This window comes from Sphingomonas sp. IW22, assembly GCF_041321155.1.
Classification (GTDB): Bacteria; Pseudomonadota; Alphaproteobacteria; order Sphingomonadales; family Sphingomonadaceae; genus Sphingomonas.
Window position 1 is genome coordinate 130,778 of the sequence record NZ_JBGGWB010000005.1, and the last position, 17,558, is coordinate 148,335.

At 65.2% G+C, this 17,558-nt stretch carries 18 protein-coding genes; 11 read left to right on the plus strand and 7 right to left on the minus strand.

Annotated features, from left to right (window positions below; all coding sequences use genetic code 11):
• Window positions 1-52 precede the first annotated feature (52 nt).
• On the plus strand, window positions 53-1,417 hold the full coding sequence (locus tag ACAX61_RS16265) for an NAD-dependent succinate-semialdehyde dehydrogenase (protein ID WP_370715781.1): 1,365 nt from the start codon (window positions 53-55) through the stop codon (window positions 1,415-1,417).
• 58 nt (window positions 1,418-1,475) lie between these two features.
• Window positions 1,476-1,667: a hypothetical protein gene (locus tag ACAX61_RS16270; protein WP_370715782.1), complete on the plus strand. Its 192-nt coding sequence runs from the start codon at window positions 1,476-1,478 to the stop codon at window positions 1,665-1,667.
• A 4-nt stretch (window positions 1,668-1,671) separates the two neighbouring features.
• Here the strand turns inward: ACAX61_RS16270 and ACAX61_RS16275 are convergent, their stop codons facing one another.
• From ACAX61_RS16275 to ACAX61_RS16290, 4 genes are read right to left on the minus strand one after another with little or no spacing between them, the layout of a single operon-like run.
• Window positions 1,672-3,369, minus strand: coding sequence for a long-chain-fatty-acid--CoA ligase (locus ACAX61_RS16275; RefSeq protein ID WP_370715783.1), 1,698 nt, complete (start codon window positions 3,367-3,369; stop codon window positions 1,672-1,674).
• 55 nt (window positions 3,370-3,424) lie between these two features.
• Window positions 3,425-3,625, minus strand: coding sequence for a hypothetical protein (locus tag ACAX61_RS16280; protein WP_370715784.1), 201 nt, complete (start codon window positions 3,623-3,625; stop codon window positions 3,425-3,427).
• 60 nt (window positions 3,626-3,685) lie between these two features.
• A complete protein-coding gene (locus tag ACAX61_RS16285) occupies window positions 3,686-5,074 on the minus strand; it encodes a GGDEF domain-containing protein (RefSeq protein WP_370715785.1) in 1,389 nt (462 codons plus the stop codon).
• Window positions 5,071-5,373: a hypothetical protein gene (locus tag ACAX61_RS16290; protein WP_370715786.1), complete on the minus strand. Its 303-nt coding sequence runs from the start codon at window positions 5,371-5,373 to the stop codon at window positions 5,071-5,073. Before ACAX61_RS16290 ends, ACAX61_RS16285 begins: the two co-directional genes overlap by 4 nt.
• A 97-nt stretch (window positions 5,374-5,470) precedes the next feature.
• On the opposite strand from ACAX61_RS16290, the gene ACAX61_RS16295 reads away from it, so the two are divergent.
• The 8 genes from ACAX61_RS16295 (at window position 5,471) to ACAX61_RS16330 (ending at window position 11,476) form a co-directional block, all read left to right on the plus strand.
• Complete coding sequence (locus tag ACAX61_RS16295) at window positions 5,471-5,818, plus strand: ArsC family reductase (RefSeq protein ID WP_370715787.1); 348 nt, start codon at window positions 5,471-5,473, stop codon at window positions 5,816-5,818.
• 72 nt (window positions 5,819-5,890) lie between these two features.
• Window positions 5,891-6,331 carry a hypothetical protein gene (locus tag ACAX61_RS16300; protein ID WP_370715788.1) on the plus strand — a complete coding sequence of 147 codons (441 nt, stop codon included), beginning with the start codon at window positions 5,891-5,893 and terminating at the stop codon, window positions 6,329-6,331.
• A 43-nt stretch (window positions 6,332-6,374) separates the two neighbouring features.
• Window positions 6,375-7,229, plus strand: coding sequence for a 3-methyl-2-oxobutanoate hydroxymethyltransferase (panB, locus tag ACAX61_RS16305; protein ID WP_370715789.1), 855 nt, complete (start codon window positions 6,375-6,377; stop codon window positions 7,227-7,229).
• 62 nt (window positions 7,230-7,291) lie between these two features.
• Entirely contained in the window at window positions 7,292-7,999 is a 708-nt protein-coding gene (locus ACAX61_RS16310) for a tetratricopeptide repeat protein (protein WP_370715790.1), read from the plus strand.
• Window positions 7,996-9,318, plus strand: coding sequence for a BamB-related PQQ repeat family beta-propellar protein (locus ACAX61_RS16315; RefSeq protein ID WP_370715791.1), 1,323 nt, complete (start codon window positions 7,996-7,998; stop codon window positions 9,316-9,318). Before ACAX61_RS16310 ends, ACAX61_RS16315 begins: the two co-directional genes overlap by 4 nt.
• Window positions 9,319-9,437: 119 nt before the next feature.
• Window positions 9,438-10,784: a ribosome biogenesis GTPase Der gene (der, locus tag ACAX61_RS16320; protein WP_370715792.1), complete on the plus strand. Its 1,347-nt coding sequence runs from the start codon at window positions 9,438-9,440 to the stop codon at window positions 10,782-10,784.
• Window positions 10,781-10,984, plus strand: coding sequence for a sulfurtransferase TusA family protein (locus ACAX61_RS16325; RefSeq protein WP_370715793.1), 204 nt, complete (start codon window positions 10,781-10,783; stop codon window positions 10,982-10,984). Before der ends, ACAX61_RS16325 begins: the two co-directional genes overlap by 4 nt.
• A gap of 69 nt (window positions 10,985-11,053) precedes the next feature.
• The gene (locus ACAX61_RS16330) at window positions 11,054-11,476 is read left to right on the plus strand and encodes an Hpt domain-containing protein (protein ID WP_370715794.1); all 423 of its coding nucleotides are present in this window, start codon (window positions 11,054-11,056) and stop codon (window positions 11,474-11,476) included.
• A 19-nt stretch (window positions 11,477-11,495) separates the two neighbouring features.
• Here ACAX61_RS16330 and ACAX61_RS16335 read toward each other — a convergent pair whose 3' ends face one another.
• Both ACAX61_RS16335 and ACAX61_RS16340 read right to left on the minus strand, forming a co-directional pair.
• Entirely contained in the window at window positions 11,496-12,671 is a 1,176-nt protein-coding gene (locus tag ACAX61_RS16335; RefSeq protein ID WP_370715795.1) for an acetyl-CoA C-acyltransferase, read from the minus strand.
• Window positions 12,672-12,691: 20 nt separating this feature from the next.
• The gene (locus tag ACAX61_RS16340) at window positions 12,692-13,144 is read right to left on the minus strand and encodes a MaoC family dehydratase (RefSeq protein WP_370715796.1); all 453 of its coding nucleotides are present in this window, start codon (window positions 13,142-13,144) and stop codon (window positions 12,692-12,694) included.
• 92 nt (window positions 13,145-13,236) lie between these two features.
• On the opposite strand from ACAX61_RS16340, the gene putA reads away from it, so the two are divergent.
• Window positions 13,237-16,272, plus strand: coding sequence for a bifunctional proline dehydrogenase/L-glutamate gamma-semialdehyde dehydrogenase PutA (gene putA, locus ACAX61_RS16345; protein WP_370715797.1), 3,036 nt, complete (start codon window positions 13,237-13,239; stop codon window positions 16,270-16,272).
• Window positions 16,273-16,317: 45 nt separating this feature from the next.
• Here the strand turns inward: putA and ACAX61_RS16350 are convergent, their stop codons facing one another.
• The gene (locus ACAX61_RS16350; protein WP_370715798.1) at window positions 16,318-17,538 is read right to left on the minus strand and encodes an argininosuccinate synthase; all 1,221 of its coding nucleotides are present in this window, start codon (window positions 17,536-17,538) and stop codon (window positions 16,318-16,320) included.
• Window positions 17,539-17,558 lie beyond the last annotated feature (20 nt).

Below are 17,558 nucleotides of genomic sequence, written 5' to 3' on the forward strand. Positions count from 1 at the left end.
CCAATGGGCGCCCGGTTGGTTTTCACGGAAATGCCATCGTGAAGGGGTCTCCATGTTCGAAACCGTCAATCCCGCCACCGGAGAGCCGCGTCCGCCGATCGAGGAGCTGGACGATAACGCGCTGGAGGCGTGCATCGCCCGGGCGGCAGCGGCTTTTGCCGAATGGCGCCTGAAGCCGGTCGATGCCCGCACCGCCCTGTTGGGCCGCATCGCCGACGCGTTCGAGGCGAACAAGGACCGGCTGGCCCGTACCGCGACCGAGGAGATGGGCAAGACGCTGAAATCGGCGGTTGCAGAGGTCGAGAAGTGCATCGCGGGTTTCCGCTTCTATGCCAGCGATGGGCCATCCTTTCTGGAGGACCGGGAGGTCGTCTATGACGGCGGCCGCGCCATTGCGCGCTGGCAACCGCTTGGGCCCGTACTGGCGATCATGCCGTGGAACTTCCCCTATTGGCAGGTGGTCCGGTTCCTCGCGCCGACGATCCTGGCGGGGAATGTCGGCTTGTTGAAGCATGCGTCGATCACACAGGGCTGTGGCGCGCTGATCGAGGAGATGGTGCAAGCCGCCGGTGCGCCGGAGGGGCTGTTCCAGAATCTGCCGATCAAGTCAGGCAAGGTGGATGCCCTGATCGCCGACGAGCGAATCGCTGCCGTCACCCTGACCGGCAGCGAGGGCGCGGGGCAGAAGGTAGCCGAAGCGGCTGGACGGGCGTTGAAGAAGGTGGTGCTTGAGCTTGGCGGGTCGGACCCGTTCATCGTCATGCCCAGCGCCGATCTGGACAAGGCGGCACAGGTCGCGGCCAAGGCGCGCATCCAGAATGCGGGCCAATCCTGCATCTGCGCAAAGCGCATGATCGTGCATGGCGACGTGTATGACGCGTTTCTGGAGAAGTTCACCGCAGCGATGGCAGCGGCGACGCTGGGCGACCCGATGGCACCGGACACCGATATCGGTCCGCTGTCGAGCTTCGAGCAGCGCGATACCGTGGTTGAGCAGGTGGCCCGCGCACGCGATCAGGGCGCACAGCTATTGTTCGGTGCGCAGAAGCCCGATCTGCCGGGCGCCTATCTGACGCCCGGCATCCTGTGCGATGTCGATCCCGACAGCGAGATTGCCCGCGAAGAGATGTTCGGCCCTGTCGCGATGGTTTTTCGCGCGTCCGATCTCGACGCTGCCGTCGCACTGGCAAACGATGTGCCGTTCGGCCTGGGTTCTTCGATCTGGACCGAAGATGCGGAGGAGCGCGACCGCCTGATCCGCGATCTGCAATGCGGCATGGTGGCGGTCAATCAGATGTTGGCGTCGGTGCCGCAGGCGCCCTTTGGCGGGATCAAGCGGTCGGGCCATGGCCGGGAACTGGGGCCATGGGGCCTGCATGAGTTCATGAATCTGAAGGCGGTGATGCTGACCGAATAGATGCTGGACCCGATTGGGCGGCCGCGACAAGGCGGGCAGGAAAGACGGAGAGAAAGCGATGTTCGTCAACTTCAACGGCGACTGGCCGCCCCAGCCGGAACCGCCGCCGCGCCCGACCCCGCCGCGACTGGACAAGCGCGCCCGCACGCGTTTCACCTGGGTTATCGCGTTCAACCTGTTGCTGCTTCTGTTGATGCCGCTGGCGGGCGTCACGCTGTTCGATGCAGTGGTGGCGCTGTTCCGCGGCTGATCCGTCAGGGCTGACTTTCTTCCAGCACTTCCTGAAGCAGATCCTTTCGGCTGAGCTTTCCGATCATCGTTTTGGGCAAGGTCAGCCGCACCACGACCTGATCGACGCGCTCATGCTTGCCCAGTTGCGGGTTCAGCCATTCGCGGATCGACTCGCCGGTCGCATCGCTGTCGGCCTCCAGCGTGACATAGGCGCGCGGCACTTCGCCCCGATATGCGTCAGCCATGCCGATCACCAGCGCCTCCCGCACGGCGGGGTGGCGATACAGGATCGCCTCGACCTGGCTGGGGAACACCTTGAACCCGCCGACGGCGATCATGTCCTTCAGGCGGTCGACGATGCGGATGAAACCGTCGCTGTCGATCTCTCCGACATCGCCGGTGCGCAGCCAGCGCGTGCCATCGTCGTCGGTCACGAACACCTCTGCATCGGCGTCGGGCCGTTGCCAGTAACCGCACATGATCTGCGGCCCGGCGACGACGATCTCACCCGGCTCGCCATCGGGGGCAGGACGACTGGGGTCTTCCTTGTCGACCAGCTTGACGCGGGTGGCGGGAATGGGCTGGCCGATGGTGCCTGATTTGCCCTCTGCCTCATAGGGGTTCGCCGATACCACGCCGGAGCTTTCGGAAAGGCCATAACCCTCGATCAGGGTGGCGCCGGTCGCTTCCTCGAACCGGGCCTTCAACTCGGCCGGCAGGGGCGCGCCGCCGGAAATGCAGACGCGCAGCGACGACAGGTCGGTGCGGGCCAGCGCCGGGTGATCCAGCAGCGCCCGGTACATGGTGGGCACGCCGGGAAGGGCGGTGGCGCCCGTGCGCTGGATCGCGGCCAGCACCTGACCCGCGTCGAAACGCGGCAGCAACACAATCTCGCCGCCGGTCACCACCGTGCGATTAAGGACGCAGGTATTGGCGAACACATGGAACATGGGCAGCGCGCCCAGGATCCGGTCGGTGACATGCCCCAGTTCCGGGTCCAGCAACGCAACCTGCCGCGCATTGGCCGACAAATTCTGGTGGCTGAGCATCGCGCCCTTTGGCACTCCGGTGGTGCCGCCGGTATATTGGATCAGCGCCAGATCGCGTTCGGGGTCTAGCGTCGGCGTCGCGCACGCGCCCGGATTGTCGATCAGCGCTGAAAAGGCTGTGATCCGCGGATCGTCGGGACGCGGTGCGATCTCACGCGATTTGAACCAGCGATACAGCACCGATTTGGCAGGCGGTAGCGCGCCAGCGACCGACCCGACCACCAGCCGTTCAAGGGCGCTCTTCTCAAGCACGTCAAGCGCCGTGGGCAGCAGGGCAGTGGCCGACAGGGTGAACAACAGCCGCGTACCCGAATCGGCGACCTGATTCGCCAATTCATCGACGGTGTAGAGAGGCGAGAAATTGACCGCCGTGGCGCCCAGTTTGAGGATGCCGTAATAGGCGGCCAGATAATGCGGCACATTGGGCAGGAACAGGCCGATCCGGTCGCCCGGCCCGTAACCCAGCTTCGCCAGTCCGCATGCGACGCGATTGGCGCCATCCAGCGTCTCGGCATAGCTGAACTTGCGGCCAAGAAAATCGATCAGCGGCCGGGCGCCATGCGCGGCGGCGGACTGCTCGAAAACCTGGACCATCGTTGCCGGCGGAAAGTCGCGATCCCACTGGCCCGGGTGGCGGTAATGGTCCCGCCAGACCGATTTATCCTCTCTCATTTACACGAGTGTAAGCAGGTTGACGTGCGCGTCAACCAGTGTCGCAATGCAACCGTCAGCGGGCGCGCCGCTCGGCCTGATGGATCAGAAACGACAGGGCGAAAACGCCCAGATCCAGCCCGGCTTCCACCTTCAGCGGGCTGCCGTCCGTCGGCGCATCCAGCGACAAGCGCAGTTCCCCCGCGGGCGGTTTGATCGCGACCAGCACCATGAAGCCCAGAATCGCAAGGGAAAGGCCAAGTCGACGGCGGTGCATGGCGTCAGGCTCCGTAGGAACGATCGTCGGGCAGGTGGACCGGGGCGCATTCTACGCGCTTCAGGCCGCGACTGCCAGTCCGTTGACGACATGGACACGGTCGCGCCCGCTGGCCTTGGCGTCGAACAGCGCCAGGTCGGCGCATTTATACAGTTTTTTCCAGTGAACGTCGCTCGACAGAAAGCCGGTGCAGACGCCGATGCTGGCGGTCACGGTGATGTCGAACGGCATCCGCGTCGCACGCAGTTCGGCCAGCAGGCGTACCGGGTCGATGGGCGCGTCAGCGTCAGCGACCAGGGCAAACTCCTCACCGCCCAACCGCGCGACCAATGCGCCTTCGCCAGCGGCGCGGCGCAGCACGCGGGAGACGACGCGCAGCACTTCGTCGCCGCCGTCATGGCCCAGCGTTTCGTTGACCGTCTTGAAGTGGTCAATGTCGAGCAGCAGCAATTGCTGACACCCCGCCCGCCCGATGGCGCGGGTCAGGAAGGCGCGGCGGTTCAGCAGTCCCGTCAGCGGGTCCGTCTCCGCCAGCAACCGGTCAACAGCCGCCTGCGCGACCGCATGGTCACGCTCCGCCGACAGCAGACGGATGCGATAGGCGATGGCCAGGCTGGACAGCAGCGCTTCCACGGTCATGGCCACCAACGTCGAATTGTCGAGCCAGAAGTTCCAGGGCAGCAGGGTGAACGCCTGGGCGATCCGGGCCGACGCCATGACGATCGGCGCCGTCCATGCCAGCGCGAACATCCAAAGATACCGACTCCGTTCGACCCAAGCCCGCCAGACGATGATCGGCATAAGCGCGATCAGTGCGACACAGGCGATGGAAAACATCAGGTCGAGCATGATGAACCAGCGCGGCGCCAGGACGGCGATGCCGATGCCAATCGCCAGCAAAGTGGCTGCCAGACCATCGGTGATGCGGCCCAGTGGCCCCTCGAACACGCGGCGCTCGAAATAGGTGCGGGCGAACAACAGCGCCATCGCAGCCGACGCCGCCAGGGTCAGATAGTTGATGCGCATCCGGTGGGTATTGTCGATGCCTGGCGCCGCCCAGGCCAGAAAACCGGAACTGGACATCGCATAAAGCAGCAACATGAACAGCATAAGGCAGTATGCGAGCTGGAAATCGTACTTCAGCGCCCCCCACAGCGCGAAGTTGTAGATCAACAGCGCCAGCGCCAGCCCGCCAAACCCGGCGTAGATGGTCGCCATCCACAGGTTTGACCGGTCGCTTTCGTGCTGATCGGACAGATGCACGCCGTTCAGAACGCCGCGCCGATTGGCCGCACCCTCGATCCGCCAGACGATCCGGGTAACGGGCGCGGTGTAGGCGGGTACGGCGAATTGCAAAATCGAACCCAACTGCACGTGACGCGACAGGCTGCGCGAATCGGCGTCGAACCATGCGACATGACCGTCGGCGTGGATGACCCCGATGGTCATTCCCTTCCGCCAGGTGTTCGCCATCCTGAGCCGCAGATCGCCGTCCGCCGCCTCTTTGCTAACGGGCAGGGAAACCGCCAGAAGTCGCCCGGCCCGTATTTGCTCTGCGATCGACCGCAATCCAGCGCGATCCGGCCAGTGATCAGGTCGCGGAAATCCTGTCCGGCGCGGGCCGGCGCGACGCAGACCTGCACGCGGGTGCCGATCACGCCAGCGGTCGAACGCGCCGGTCCGATCACAGACAGCAGACCCGCCACCGCCACGACCATCGCGGTCATCCAGATGAAGATGCGTCCCATCTAGGGTTGTTGATCGCTCAAGATGGCAAATTTCTCGTTAACGGTTTTACCGCTGTCGATTGTTGACCCGTGGCGTTCCGCGACCGACAAGCCGCGCATGGCGATCGAAATCTACGGCATCAAAAATTGCGATACGATGAAGAAGGCCCGCGCCTGGCTGGACGCGGCGGGGATCGAGTATCGGCTCCACGACTATAAGGTCGAGGGCGCGGACCCGGACCGACTGAAGCAATGGGCCGGGGTTGTGGGCTGGGAAAAGCTGCTCAACCGCGCGGGCACAACCTTTCGCAAATTGCCGGAGGACGATCGTGCCGTTGCCGATGCCGACGGCGCCATCGCGCTGATGGTCGCGCACCCGTCGCTTATCAAGCGACCGGTGGTCGAGTATGACGGCGGCGTGCTGGTCGGCTTTTCGGGCGATAAGTGGGACGAAATGTTGCGCTGACACCCCGGCCAGCGTTTGCGGCGGGGGCAAGGCGCGGTTATCACGCGACTTTCCATCCAAAGGGGAACACCGTTGGCCGCCTATGTCCGTCAAGCGCCGCCGCGCTGGTTCGGAATCGTCGTCGCCCTGTTGGTCCTGTGGGGTCTGGCCGGGATATTCGCCTTTTACAGCGACGTGTCGATGAACGAGGCGCGGTTGGCGGCGATGGACGCATCCGACCGGCAATTTTATCTTGGCCGGCCGGGCTGGTTCATCTGGGTTTATGGCGTCGCGACCTGGGCCGCCCTGTTCGGCGCGGTTGCGCTGTGGCTGCGGCGCCGGATTGCGCGCCCCCTGTTCCTGCTGTCGCTCGCCGCGGTGATCGTCCAGTTCGGCTGGGTTTTCATCGCCACCGACCTGATCGCCGCGAAAGGTGCGGCCACGGTCGTGCCGTTCCCCCTGCTGATTCTGGCTATCGCGATCTTTCAGCTTTGGCTGGCCACGCGGGGCTGGCGGCGCGGGTGGCTTCAGTAATCGGGCTTGGCCCCGGCGCGCGTGCGGCGTAGAGCGCGGGCCCATGTCCACGACCTTTACCCTGGATACCGCGACCAGTCGCGCCAACCCCACACCCAAGCCGATGCGTCGGCTGACCGTACCTGCGATTCAGAAGCGCAAGGGCGGCGAGCCGATCGTCATGCTGACCGCATATACTGCGCGCATGGCTCAGCTGATGGACGCGCATTGCGACATGCTCCTGGTTGGCGACAGTCTGGGGCAGGTGATCTATGGCCTGCCGTCCACCTTGTCGGTGACCATCGACATGATGATCGCCCACGGAGCGGCGGTGGTGCGGGGCAGCTATCATTCGGTGGTCATCATTGACATGCCGTTCGGCACCTATGAAGCCTCTCCAGAACAGGCATTTGCCAGTGCCGCGCGGATCATGGCTGAAACCGGCGCGGCGGGCGTGAAGCTGGAGGGCGGGGAAGCGATGGCGGAGACCGTGGCGTTCCTGACGCGTCGCGGCATCCCGGTCGTCGGCCATGTCGGCCTGACGCCACAGGCGGTCAACGCGCTCGGCGGATACGGCGCACGCGGCCGCGATGAGGCTGAGCAGGCCAAAATCCTGGCCGACGCCCGCGCAATCGCTGATGCGGGTGCCTTTTCACTGGTGGTGGAGGGGGTGGTCGAGCCGCTGGCCATCGCCATCACGCAGGGCGTGGGCGTTCCGGTGATCGGCATCGGCGCGTCGGCGCAGTGCGATGGTCAGGTGCTGGTGGCAGAAGACATGCTGGGCATGTTCGACCGCACCGCGCGCTTTGTGAAGCGTTATGACGATATGGCTGGCCGCATTTCCGCCGCGGTTGAACGCTATGCGGGCGAGGTGCGGGAACGCGCCTTTCCCGGAGCCGAACAGCTCTATTCGATCTGACACCATTTCGTTTCGCCACGGTCGCGGCTAAGGTCCGCGCCCGCATATCCACGGAGCTTGTCTTGGCGCTTACCCCCCAGAATAACGAAGTCTTCATGCGCGAGGTCGACGAGGAGCTTCGTCGCGACCAGCTGATGGGCTTCTGGACGCGCTATGGCCGCATCGTCATCGTGCTGATCGTTGTCGCGCTGGCCGCGTTCGGCGGCTGGCTTTACTGGCAGCACCGGCAGAATATGCAGGCGGGCGAACAGGGCGTCGCCTATGCCAAGGCGCTGGAGGATCTGGGCGCCGGTCGCGACGCGGCGGTCAAGACGCAGCTGGCCGAGCTGGCCAAGAGCGATGGCGAGGGTTATCGCGCCATGGCCCGCTTTCTGGAAGGTGACGTCCTGCTCAAGGGCGACAACCTGAAGGGCGCGGCCGCCAAATTCGCCGAAATTGCCGCTGATAAGTCTCTGCCGCAGCCTTATCGCGATCTGGCGTTGGTCCGTCAGACCGCTGCAGAATATGATACGCTGCCACCCGCGCAGGTCGTCGACCGGCTCAAGGGGCTGGCCGTGAAGGACAGCGCGTGGTTTGGCAGCGCTGGCGAGATGGTCGCCGTGGCCTATATCCGCATGAACAAGCGGGCCGAGGCGGGCCAGCTGTTCGGTGAAATCGCGGGCACGGAAACCGTGCCTGAAACCATCCGTCAACGTGCGGTTCAGATGGCCGGTCTACTTGGCGTCGATGCCGTGACCGAACCGGCTAAGGAAAAGAAGAAGGCCGAATGAACAACAAGCTGACGCTGCCCATGGCCGTGCTGGCGCTGACCGCGCTGAGTGGTTGCGGCATCTTCAAGGGCGGCGACAAGAAGACGCCGGTCCTGGGTGATCGCGTGCCGATCCTGGTCGCCGAAAGCGGGACCGAGGTGGATCCGGCGCTGGCCGAACAGCCGGTGCTGCTGCCCCCCGCCGTCGCTAACGACGCCTGGACCCAGCCGGGTGGCAGCGCGTCCAAGTCGATGGGGCATCTGGCGCTGGGCGATCAGCCGACCCGCGCATGGTCGGTCCGCATCCCCGGCGGCAATACCCGCGTCCGGTTGGGCGCGGCGCCTGTGGTGGCGAATGGGCGGCTTTACGTCGTCGATGTCGACGGCGCGGTCCATTCGATCGACGCCGCTACCGGTTCAACCGTGTGGCGTGTCCCGACGGCAAAGGGTGACGGCAATGCGCCTGCGCGCTTCGGCGGCGGCGTCAGTGTCGAGGGCGACCGCCTTTACGCCACCAACGGCTTGGGCGATGTCGTCGCGCTGAACGTGGCCGATGGCAGCGAGATCTGGCGTGCCAAGCCCGGCGGGCCGCTGCGCGGTGCGCCCGGCGTTGCGCTGGGCAACGTGTTCGTCATCAGCCAGGACAACCAGCTGTTCGCGCTTGGCGCGAATGACGGCAAGACCGTCTGGACCCAGTCGGGCAGCCTTGAGACGCAGGGTGTGTTCGGCGTTGCCGCGCCCGCCGTAGCGCAGGGCACCGTGGTGGCCGGCTATTCGTCGGGCGAACTCAACGCCTATCGTTACGAAAACGGCCGCACGCTGTGGGGCGACAGCCTGTCGCGCACCAGCATGTCGACGTCGGTGTCGGCGCTGGCCGATATTGATGCGGAGCCGGTGATCGATCAGGGCCGCGTCTTTGCGGTCGGGCAGGGCGGCCGCATGGTCAGCCTTGAGATCGTCAGCGGACAGCGGCTGTGGGAACAGAATATCGCCGGCATCTCCACCCCTTGGATCGCGGGCGAGTGGCTGTTCGTCGTCGATAACGAGGGGCGCGTGCTGGCCATGGCGCGCAGCACGGGCCGTGTCCGCTGGATCGGCAATCTGGGCCGTTGGCGCAACGAAAAGAAGAAGAAGGGTGCGGTGGGCTGGGTCGGTCCGGTGCTCGCCGGAAACCGGCTGTGGTCGCTGAGTTCGGAAGGGACGGTCGCCGCGATCAACCCCGCCGACGGCAGCGTGTCCGCGCGGATCGAGACGAAGGGGACGTTCACCCTGTCGCCCGTCGTTGCGAACAACACGCTCTACACGCTCAGCGACGAAGGTGAATTGAGCGCCTATCGCTAAGTTTTCGATGCGTTACAGGATGGTCCCGTTCCCGCCATGACCGGCGGGGGCGGGATTGTCGTTTGTGGCGCCGTTCCGCTAAGTCCGTTTCCTGTTTTGCCCTGTCACGAAAGTCCGTCATGCCGCTTCCCACCGTCGCCATTATCGGGCGCCCCAATGTCGGCAAGTCGACGCTGTTCAACCGCCTGGTCGGCAAGCGGCTGGCGCTGGTGGACGACCAGCCGGGCGTGACGCGCGATCGGCGCGAGGGCGACGCGACGCTGCTCGGCTGCGATTTCCGGGTGATCGACACGGCCGGGTTCGAGGATGAGGATGCGGCCTCCCTGCCCGGGCGCATGCGCCAGCAGACCGAGGCGGCGTTGCGCGAGGCGGATGTTGCGCTGTTCTTGGTCGATGCGCGTCAGGGGCTGACCCCCCTAGACGAGGAAGTGGCCCGATGGCTGCGCGTTGCCGACCTGCCAGTGATCCTCGCCGCTAACAAGGCCGAAGGGCGGCTGGCCGAATCGAGCATCTATGAAGCGATGGCGTTGGGCTTTGACGATCCCATCGCACTGTCCGCTGAACATGGGGAGGGGATGGCCGACCTGTTCGACGCGCTGCGCCCCTTTATCGACCGCCCCGATCTGGAGGCGGAGATCGAGGACCCCGATTCGCCCGACGCACCGCTGAAGCTTGCCATTGTCGGGCGGCCCAATGCGGGCAAGTCGACGCTGGTCAACCGGCTGCTGGGCGAGGATCGCCTGATTACCGGGCCGGAAGCGGGCATCACCCGCGATTCGATTGCGGTCGACTGGGAATGGCAGGGGCGGCGCGTGCGCCTGATCGACACGGCGGGGATGCGCAAGCGCGCCAAGGTGCAGGACAAGCTGGAAAAGCTGTCGGTCGCCGATGCGTTGCGTGCGGTCGATTTTGCCGAAGTCGTCGTCCTGCTGCTCGATGCGACCAAGGGACTGGAAGGACAGGACCTGAAAATCGCCGACAAGGTGATTTCGGAAGGGCGGGCGATCATCATCGTCCTGAACAAATGGGACGTGGCCGAAAACGCATCCTCGCTGTTCAACGGGATCAAGGCGGCGCTTGACGACGGACTGGCACAGGTAAAGGGCGTGCCGCTGCTCACTGTGTCGGCGGTGACGGGCAAGGGGCTGGACACCATGCTGAAGGTCGCGTTCGAGACGCGTGAGGCCTGGAGCCGCCGCGTGTCTACCGGCTCCCTCAACCGCTGGTTCGAACGCGCGATCGAGGCGAATCCGCCACCCGCGCCCGGCGGCAAGCGCATCAAGCCGCGCTACATCACCCAGAACAATACCCGCCCGCCCAGCTTCGTCCTGTTTGGCACGCGCGTCGATCTGCTGCCCGAAAGCTATCGTCGCTATCTGGTCAACGGATTGCGGCGGGAGTTCGATTTCGGCGCGGTGCCAGTACGCCTGCACTTGCGCGCACCGAAGAATCCGTTCGATCCATGAGATCGCTGGACGCGCGGGGCCTTCGCTGTCCGTGGCCGGCGCTGCGGGCCGCGCGGGCATTGCGAGAGGGCGGGGCGGTCGAAATCCTGGCCGACGACCCCGCCGCCGCACGCGAGCTGGCCGCGCTTGCCGCGGTGCAAGGTCTTGAATTTCTGGTAATCGATACGGATCGCTATCGCATCGGCGCGGGCGGTTCGTAACCGCTCCTTTACTGTCCTGCCGCTACGATCGGTCAATCACCCTGAGGGGCGCAGGGCAGGAGATAGGGAATGACGACGTCGGTCGATGACCGATCGCTGGTGAACTGGCCGAGCTATGCTCAGACGCGGGCGGAGCTTGGCGCGAATTTCGCCCGTATCCTCGGTTATTTTCGCGAAGACGGGATGAAGTCGGTCGCTGCGGTCGAAGCCGCGATGCGCGCGCGTTCGGCGGCCGGGCTGGTGGTACCGGCTCACACGCTGAAGGGGGAGGCGCGGCAATTCGGCGCCGAACCGCTGGGGGACCTTGCCGAAGCGATTGAAATGACCGCGCGCGACTGCGTGGAGCAGCATGACGCACCTGATGCGCTGCTGGAACAGGTCGTGGCGCTGCGCCCGCTGTTCAACCGCACGCTGACGGCACTGGAGCGCGAAGCGAACCCGCTGGTTGCGCGCAAACCCGCAGGCGGGTTCGGGCGGCGCGTCGCTCTGTGACGCACCGCCCGGTCGGGCGTTAGAGAACCTCGAACAGGCCGGCGGCGCCCATGCCGCCACCCACGCACATCGTCACCACGACATATTTCGCGCCGCGCCGCTTTCCTTCGATCAGCGCGTGGCCGGTCATGCGCGCGCCCGACATGCCATAGGGGTGCCCGATGGAAATGGCACCGCCATTGACGTTCAGCAGCTCGTCGGGGATGCCCAGCTTGTCGCGGCAATACAGCACCTGCACGGCAAACGCCTCGTTCAGCTCCCACAGGCCGATATCGTCCATCTTCACGCCGAACCGGTCGAGCAGCTTGGGAATGGCATAGACCGGGCCGATGCCCATCTCGTCCGGCTGGGTGCCGGCGACAGCCATGCCGACATAACGGCCAAGCGGCGTCAGTCCGCGCTTTGCCGCGACGCTTTCTTCCATCAGCACGCTGGCCGACGATCCGTCCGACAACTGGCTGGCATTGCCCGCCGTGATAAAGCCGCCGGGGATGACGGGCTGAAGGGCCGCCAGACCTTCTGCACTGGTGTCGGGGCGATTTCCCTCATCCTTGTTCAGCGTGATTTCGCGCTGGGTGACTTCCTTTGTTTCCTTGTTGACCACGTTCATCGTCGCGGTGACGGGGACGATCTCGTCATCGAACTTGCCCGCTGCCTGGGCAGCGGCGGTGCGCTGTTGCGACTGGAGGCCATAGGCGTCCTGCGCCTCCCGGCTGATGCCGTAACGCTTGGCCACCGTTTCGGCGGTCTGCAGCATCGGCATGTACACGTCCTTGTGCATCGCCAGCAATTCGGGATCCGGCGCGATCCGCATCTGGGGCGTCTGGACAAGGCTGATGGATTCGACGCCGCCGGCGACGACCACGTCCATATTGTCGACCATGATCTGCTTCGCGGCGGTGGCAATGGCCATCAGGCCGCTGGCGCATTGGCGATCGACCGACATGCCCGCGACCGTGACGGGCAGTCCGGCGCGCAGACCGACCTGGCGTGCGATATTGCCTGCCTGATGCCCCTGTTGCAGCGCGGCGCCCAGAATGACGTCGTCGACCTCTGCCCCCTCGATACCGGCGCGATGCACGGCAGCCTCGACCGATTTCGCGCCCAGCGTCTGGGCGGGCAGGTTGTTGAACGCGCCGCGATAGGCGCGGCCGATGGGCGTGCGAGCGGTGGAAACGATGACGGCGGAGCGCATGATGATTCCTTTTGCTTTGTTCAGACGAAGAGCTGGCTGAGCCATTCGGCGACGAGGGCGGGCTTTTCCTCGCCCTCGATCTCGACCGTGAATTCGGTTGTCTGCTGCCATTGGCCGGGACGTTTTTCGGTCAGGTCGAGCAGCTTGAAGTGCCCGCGCACGCGAGCGCCCGATCGCACCGGTGTCAGAAAGCGGACGCGGTTGCCGCCATAGTTGACGCCCATCCGCACCCCGTCGATCGCCAATCCCGGCGTCCGTTCGGCCAGCATCGGCATCAGCGAAAGGGTCAGGAAACCATGGGCGATCGTGCCGCCAAATGGCGTCTGTGCGGCGCGATCTTTATCCACATGAATGAACTGATGGTCGCCCGTCGCGTTGGCAAAGGCGTCGATCATGTTCTGATCGACCGTCACCCAGTCGGAAACGAGCGTCGTTCCCACCTGGCTGGCGCGTTCGCTGATGGTGACAGCCATTCCCTCTCCGTGGCGTTTGGCGCATATCGCGCAGCACAATCTAATGGCCACGCGGGGACGCTCGCAAGGCTTTCTTGACCGGAAACACGAAAATGCAGATGGCCCTAACGTCACTCTCCCGCGATGCACTGGCAAAACTGCACCGCGCGAGCGAACCCGATGTTCTAAAAACGCTGATTGAGCGTGCGCGGCTCAGCACTGATTCGCGCGAACGGGTGCTGGATCATGCCGCTGGGCTGATCGCGGACCTGCGCGCGGCGCAGAACCGGGGCTGGGTGAACCAGTTTCTGCAGGAATATCGGCTAAATTCGTCGGAGGGCGTGGCCCTGCTGAGCCTGGCGGAGGCGTTTCTGCGCGTGCCGGACCCTGAGACCGCCGATTTGCTGATCGCCGACAAGCTGGGCGATGCCGATTGGCGTTCGCACACGGGCAAATCCAATTCGGCGCTGGTCAATTCCGCGACATGGGGCCTGGTCGTCGGTCGCGCGCTGGTGGGTGAGGGGGCCAATGGCGCACTCAAGCGACTGCTCAGCCGGGCGGGCGAGCCGTTCGTGCGTCAGGCCGTCGGCGCCGCGATGCGGATGATGGGCGAAGTGTTCGTCATGGGCCGTACCATCGACGAAGCGATGAAGCGGATGCGCAAGCCCGAAAATCGCGGCTTCACTGCCAGCTTCGACATGCTGGGGGAGGCGGCGCGCACCCGTGCCGATGCCGAGCGCTACTTCGAAGCCTATTTCAACGCGATCCGTGCCGTCGGCAGCGATCCGAAATCGGGCCATTCGATCAGCGTCAAGCTGTCGGCACTGCATCCGCGTTACGAAGTCGCCCAGTGGGACCAGTGCGTGCCCGAACTGACCGACATGCTGGCGCAACTGGCATCGGAGGCCGCGTCGCAGGGCATTGCTCTGACCGTCGATGCAGAGGAAAGCGACCGGCTGGAAATGTCGCTCGACATCATCGGCAATGTCGCCCGCCGCCCCGAACTGCGCGGGTGGGACGGTTACGGCATGGCGGTGCAGGCCTATGGCAAGCGCGCGCGCCCGGTCATCCGCTGGGCCGACGATCTGGGCCGGGTGATGAACGTGCGGCTGGTCAAGGGCGCCTATTGGGATACCGAGATCAAGCGCACCCAGGTCGAGGGGCTGGACGATTACCCGCTGTTCACGCGCAAGTCCGCGACCGACGTGTCCTATCTGGCCTGCGCGCGCGACATGCTGGAGGCGGCGCATATCCGTCCCGCCTTTGCCAGCCACAATGCGCTGACCGTTGCCACCATCCTCGAATGGGCGGGCTCGTCGCGCGATTTCGAGTTCCAGCGCCTGCACGGCATGGGCGAGGGTCTGTACGAACGGCTGGTCCGCGAACAGGGCTATCACTGCCGCATCTATGCTCCGGTCGGCGGGCACCGCGACCTGCTGGCCTATCTGGTCCGCCGTCTGCTGGAAAACGGCGCCAATTCCTCCTTCGTCCACCAGCTGGCTGACGAGCATCTGAGCGACGAGGAATTGCTGGCCGATCCTGTTGAAAAGGTGATTGCCGCGGGTGGCGCGCGCCATGCATCGATCCCGCTGCCGATCGACCTGATGGGCGCGTGGAAGAACAGCCGCGGGATCGACCTGGCCGACCGCGCGATCCTGGCCGACACGACCAAGGCGATTGCCGACACGCCGATCGACAATCGCGGCACCGATGCGGTCCACGCCAACCCCCGCCGCGCCAGCGGTCGCGGCAAGCGCGCGATCGAGGCGTGGACGACGTCCGACAATGCGGTGCACGACTCGGTGACGCGCGCGCAGGCCGCGTACCCGCAATGGGACCGCCGCCCTGTGGAAGAGCGCGCCGCGATCATGGAGCGCTATGCCGACCTGCTGGAGGAAAACCGCATCGAATTGATGGCGCTGTGCGTCAAGGAAGCGTTCAAGACGATCCCCGACGCGCTCGGGGAAATCCGCGAGGCGGCCGATTTCTGCCGCTATTATGCGATGCAGGCGCGTGGCCTGTTGCCGCCACGCGTGCTGCCGGGGCCAACCGGGGAGCGCAACGAACTGCGCATGGAAGGGCGCGGCACCTGGGCCACGGTGTCGCCGTGGAACTTCCCGCTGGCGATCTTTACCGGCCAGAATGTCGCTGCGCTGGTGACGGGTAATACCGTCGTGGCAAAGCCCGCGCCGCAGACGCCGATGATCGCGCGCCGCGCCGTCGACCTTGCCTATGAAGCGGGTGTGCCGCGCGACGCGTATATCATGGTGACCGGCGGCGCCGATGTGGGGGCGGAACTGATTTCGGACCGTCGCATCGCGGGCGTCGCCTTCACCGGATCGACTGCCACGGCCAAGCGGATTGCGCACAGCGTGCTGGCCGACGACGAACGCCCGATCATTCCGCTAATCGCGGAAACGGGCGGCGTGAATGCGATGATCGTCGATTCGACCGCGCTGCCCGAACAGGTGGTGATGGACGTGATCACCAGCGCCTTCCGCTCGGCGGGACAGCGTTGTTCGGCGCTGAGGCTGTTGTTGCTGCAGGAAGAGGTCGCGCCGACGATCCTTGAGATGCTGCGCGGTGCCATGGACACGCTGATCGTTGGCGACCCCGCCGATCCGGCGACCGACGTGCCGCCCGTGATCGACCGCGACGCATATGACCGGCTGATGGGCTATCGCGAGACCAAGCGCCCGCGCTGGATCGCGACGGTCGACGTGCCGGAGGACGGGCTGTTCGTGCCGCCGACGCTGATCGGCCTCGATTCGATCGAGGATCTGGACCGCGAATGGTTCGGCCCGCTGCTGCACGTCGCCACGTGGAAGGCAGGCGCGCTGGTCGACACGATCGAGCGGGTGAACGCCAAGCGGTTCGGCCTGACCATGGGGCTGCACAGCCGCATCGCGCGCTCGGCCGAACTGGCGGAGCAACATGCGCGGATCGGCAACCTGTACGTCAATCGTTCGATGATCGGCGCGATTGTCGGCTCTCAACCCTTTGGCGGGGAGGGCATGTCGGGCACCGGGCCGAAGGCGGGCGGGCCGAATTATCTGCCGCGCTTCTGTGCAGAGCGGGCTGTGTCGGTCGATACGACCAGCGCAGGCGGCAATGCGACGCTGCTCAGCCTGGACGAAGGGGGTATCTGATGATGGTGCCGCCGCCCCGGTCGCAAACCGGGGCGGCGGCAACGATCAATGCTGGCCGCGCTGGCCCAGCAGGCGCAGGCGAAGCGCGTTCAGCTTGATGAAGCCCGCCGCGTCGCGCTGGTCATAGGCGCCGGCATCGTCCTCGAACGTCACGACCTTTTCGCTGTACAGCGTGTGCGGCGACTTGCGCCCGACGATATAGGCGCCGCCCTTGTACAGCTTCAGGCGCACGGTGCCGGTCACCTTGTCCTGGCTGTGGTCAATGGCGGCCTGAAGCATCTCGCGTTCAGGCGCGAACCAGAAGCCGTTATAGATCAGCTCGGCATAGCGCGGCATCAGCTCGTCCTTCAGATGCGCGGCGCCGCGATCCAGCGTGATCTGTTCGATCCCGCGATGCGCGGCGGCATAGATGGTGCCGCCCGGCGTCTCGTACATGCCGCGCGACTTCATGCCGACGAAGCGGTTCTCGACCAGGTCGAGGCGGCCGATGCCATGCTTGCGGCCCAGTTCGTTCAGCGCCGCCAGCAGCGTGGCGGGCGACATCGCCTGACCATTCAGCGCAACACCGTCGCCGCGTTCGAAATCGATCTCGATGTATTCAGGCGCGTCGGGCGCATCTTCCGGATTGACGGTGCGCGAATAGACGTAATCGGGCACTTCGTCCCACGGATCCTCAAGCACCTTGCCCTCGGACGAGGTGTGGAGGAGGTTGGCGTCGGTCGAAAACGGGCTTTCGCCGCGCTTGTCCTTGGGCACCGGAATCTGGTGCGCTTCGGCAAAGGCGATTAGGGCGGTGCGGCTGGTCAGGTCCCATTCGCGCCACGGCGCGATCACCTTGATATCGGGATTGAGGGCATAGGCCGACAATTCGAAGCGTACCTGATCGTTACCCTTGCCGGTCGCGCCATGCGCAACGGCGTCGGCGCCGACTTCCTTGGCAATCTCGATCAGCCGCTTGGAAATCAGCGGCCGTGCGATCGAGGTGCCGAGCAGGTACAGCCCCTCGTACAGCGCGTTGGCGCGCATCATCGGGAACACGAAATCGCGGACGAATTCCTCGCGCAGATCGTCGATATAGATATGCTCGGGACGCACACCCATCAGCTCGGCCTTGGCGCGCGCGGGCTCCAGCTCTTCACCCTGACCCAGATCCGCGGTGAAGGTCACGACCTCGCAATTATAGGTCTGTTGAAGCCATTTCAGGATCACGCTGGTGTCGAGGCCACCTGAATAGGCAAGGACAACGCGTTTGATCTGATCGGACATGGGCAGGCTCCAAATGGGGG

Excerpts from the sequence above, each read along its gene's own strand:
- der (WP_370715792.1), top strand. The coding sequence starts at position 9,438 with ATGCCGCTTCCCACCGTCGCCATTATCGGGCGCCCCAATGTCGGCAAG.
- ACAX61_RS16340 (WP_370715796.1), bottom strand. The coding sequence starts at position 13,144 with ATGGCTGTCACCATCAGCGAACGCGCCAGCCAGGTGGGAACGACGCTC.
- ACAX61_RS16315 (WP_370715791.1), top strand. The coding sequence starts at position 7,996 with ATGAACAACAAGCTGACGCTGCCCATGGCCGTGCTGGCGCTGACCGCG.
- ACAX61_RS16350 (WP_370715798.1), bottom strand. The coding sequence starts at position 17,538 with ATGTCCGATCAGATCAAACGCGTTGTCCTTGCCTATTCAGGTGGCCTC.
- panB (WP_370715789.1), top strand. The coding sequence starts at position 6,375 with ATGTCCACGACCTTTACCCTGGATACCGCGACCAGTCGCGCCAACCCC.
- ACAX61_RS16265 (WP_370715781.1), top strand. The coding sequence starts at position 53 with ATGTTCGAAACCGTCAATCCCGCCACCGGAGAGCCGCGTCCGCCGATC.
- ACAX61_RS16325 (WP_370715793.1), top strand. The coding sequence starts at position 10,781 with ATGAGATCGCTGGACGCGCGGGGCCTTCGCTGTCCGTGGCCGGCGCTG.
- ACAX61_RS16285 (WP_370715785.1), bottom strand. The coding sequence starts at position 5,074 with ATGACCATCGGGGTCATCCACGCCGACGGTCATGTCGCATGGTTCGAC.
- ACAX61_RS16295 (WP_370715787.1), top strand. The coding sequence starts at position 5,471 with ATGGCGATCGAAATCTACGGCATCAAAAATTGCGATACGATGAAGAAG.
- ACAX61_RS16280 (WP_370715784.1), bottom strand. The coding sequence starts at position 3,625 with ATGCACCGCCGTCGACTTGGCCTTTCCCTTGCGATTCTGGGCTTCATG.
- ACAX61_RS16275 (WP_370715783.1), bottom strand. The coding sequence starts at position 3,369 with ATGAGAGAGGATAAATCGGTCTGGCGGGACCATTACCGCCACCCGGGC.
- ACAX61_RS16335 (WP_370715795.1), bottom strand. The coding sequence starts at position 12,671 with ATGCGCTCCGCCGTCATCGTTTCCACCGCTCGCACGCCCATCGGCCGC.
- ACAX61_RS16330 (WP_370715794.1), top strand. The coding sequence starts at position 11,054 with ATGACGACGTCGGTCGATGACCGATCGCTGGTGAACTGGCCGAGCTAT.
- ACAX61_RS16290 (WP_370715786.1), bottom strand. The coding sequence starts at position 5,373 with ATGGGACGCATCTTCATCTGGATGACCGCGATGGTCGTGGCGGTGGCG.
- ACAX61_RS16270 (WP_370715782.1), top strand. The coding sequence starts at position 1,476 with ATGTTCGTCAACTTCAACGGCGACTGGCCGCCCCAGCCGGAACCGCCG.
- putA (WP_370715797.1), top strand. The coding sequence starts at position 13,237 with ATGCAGATGGCCCTAACGTCACTCTCCCGCGATGCACTGGCAAAACTG.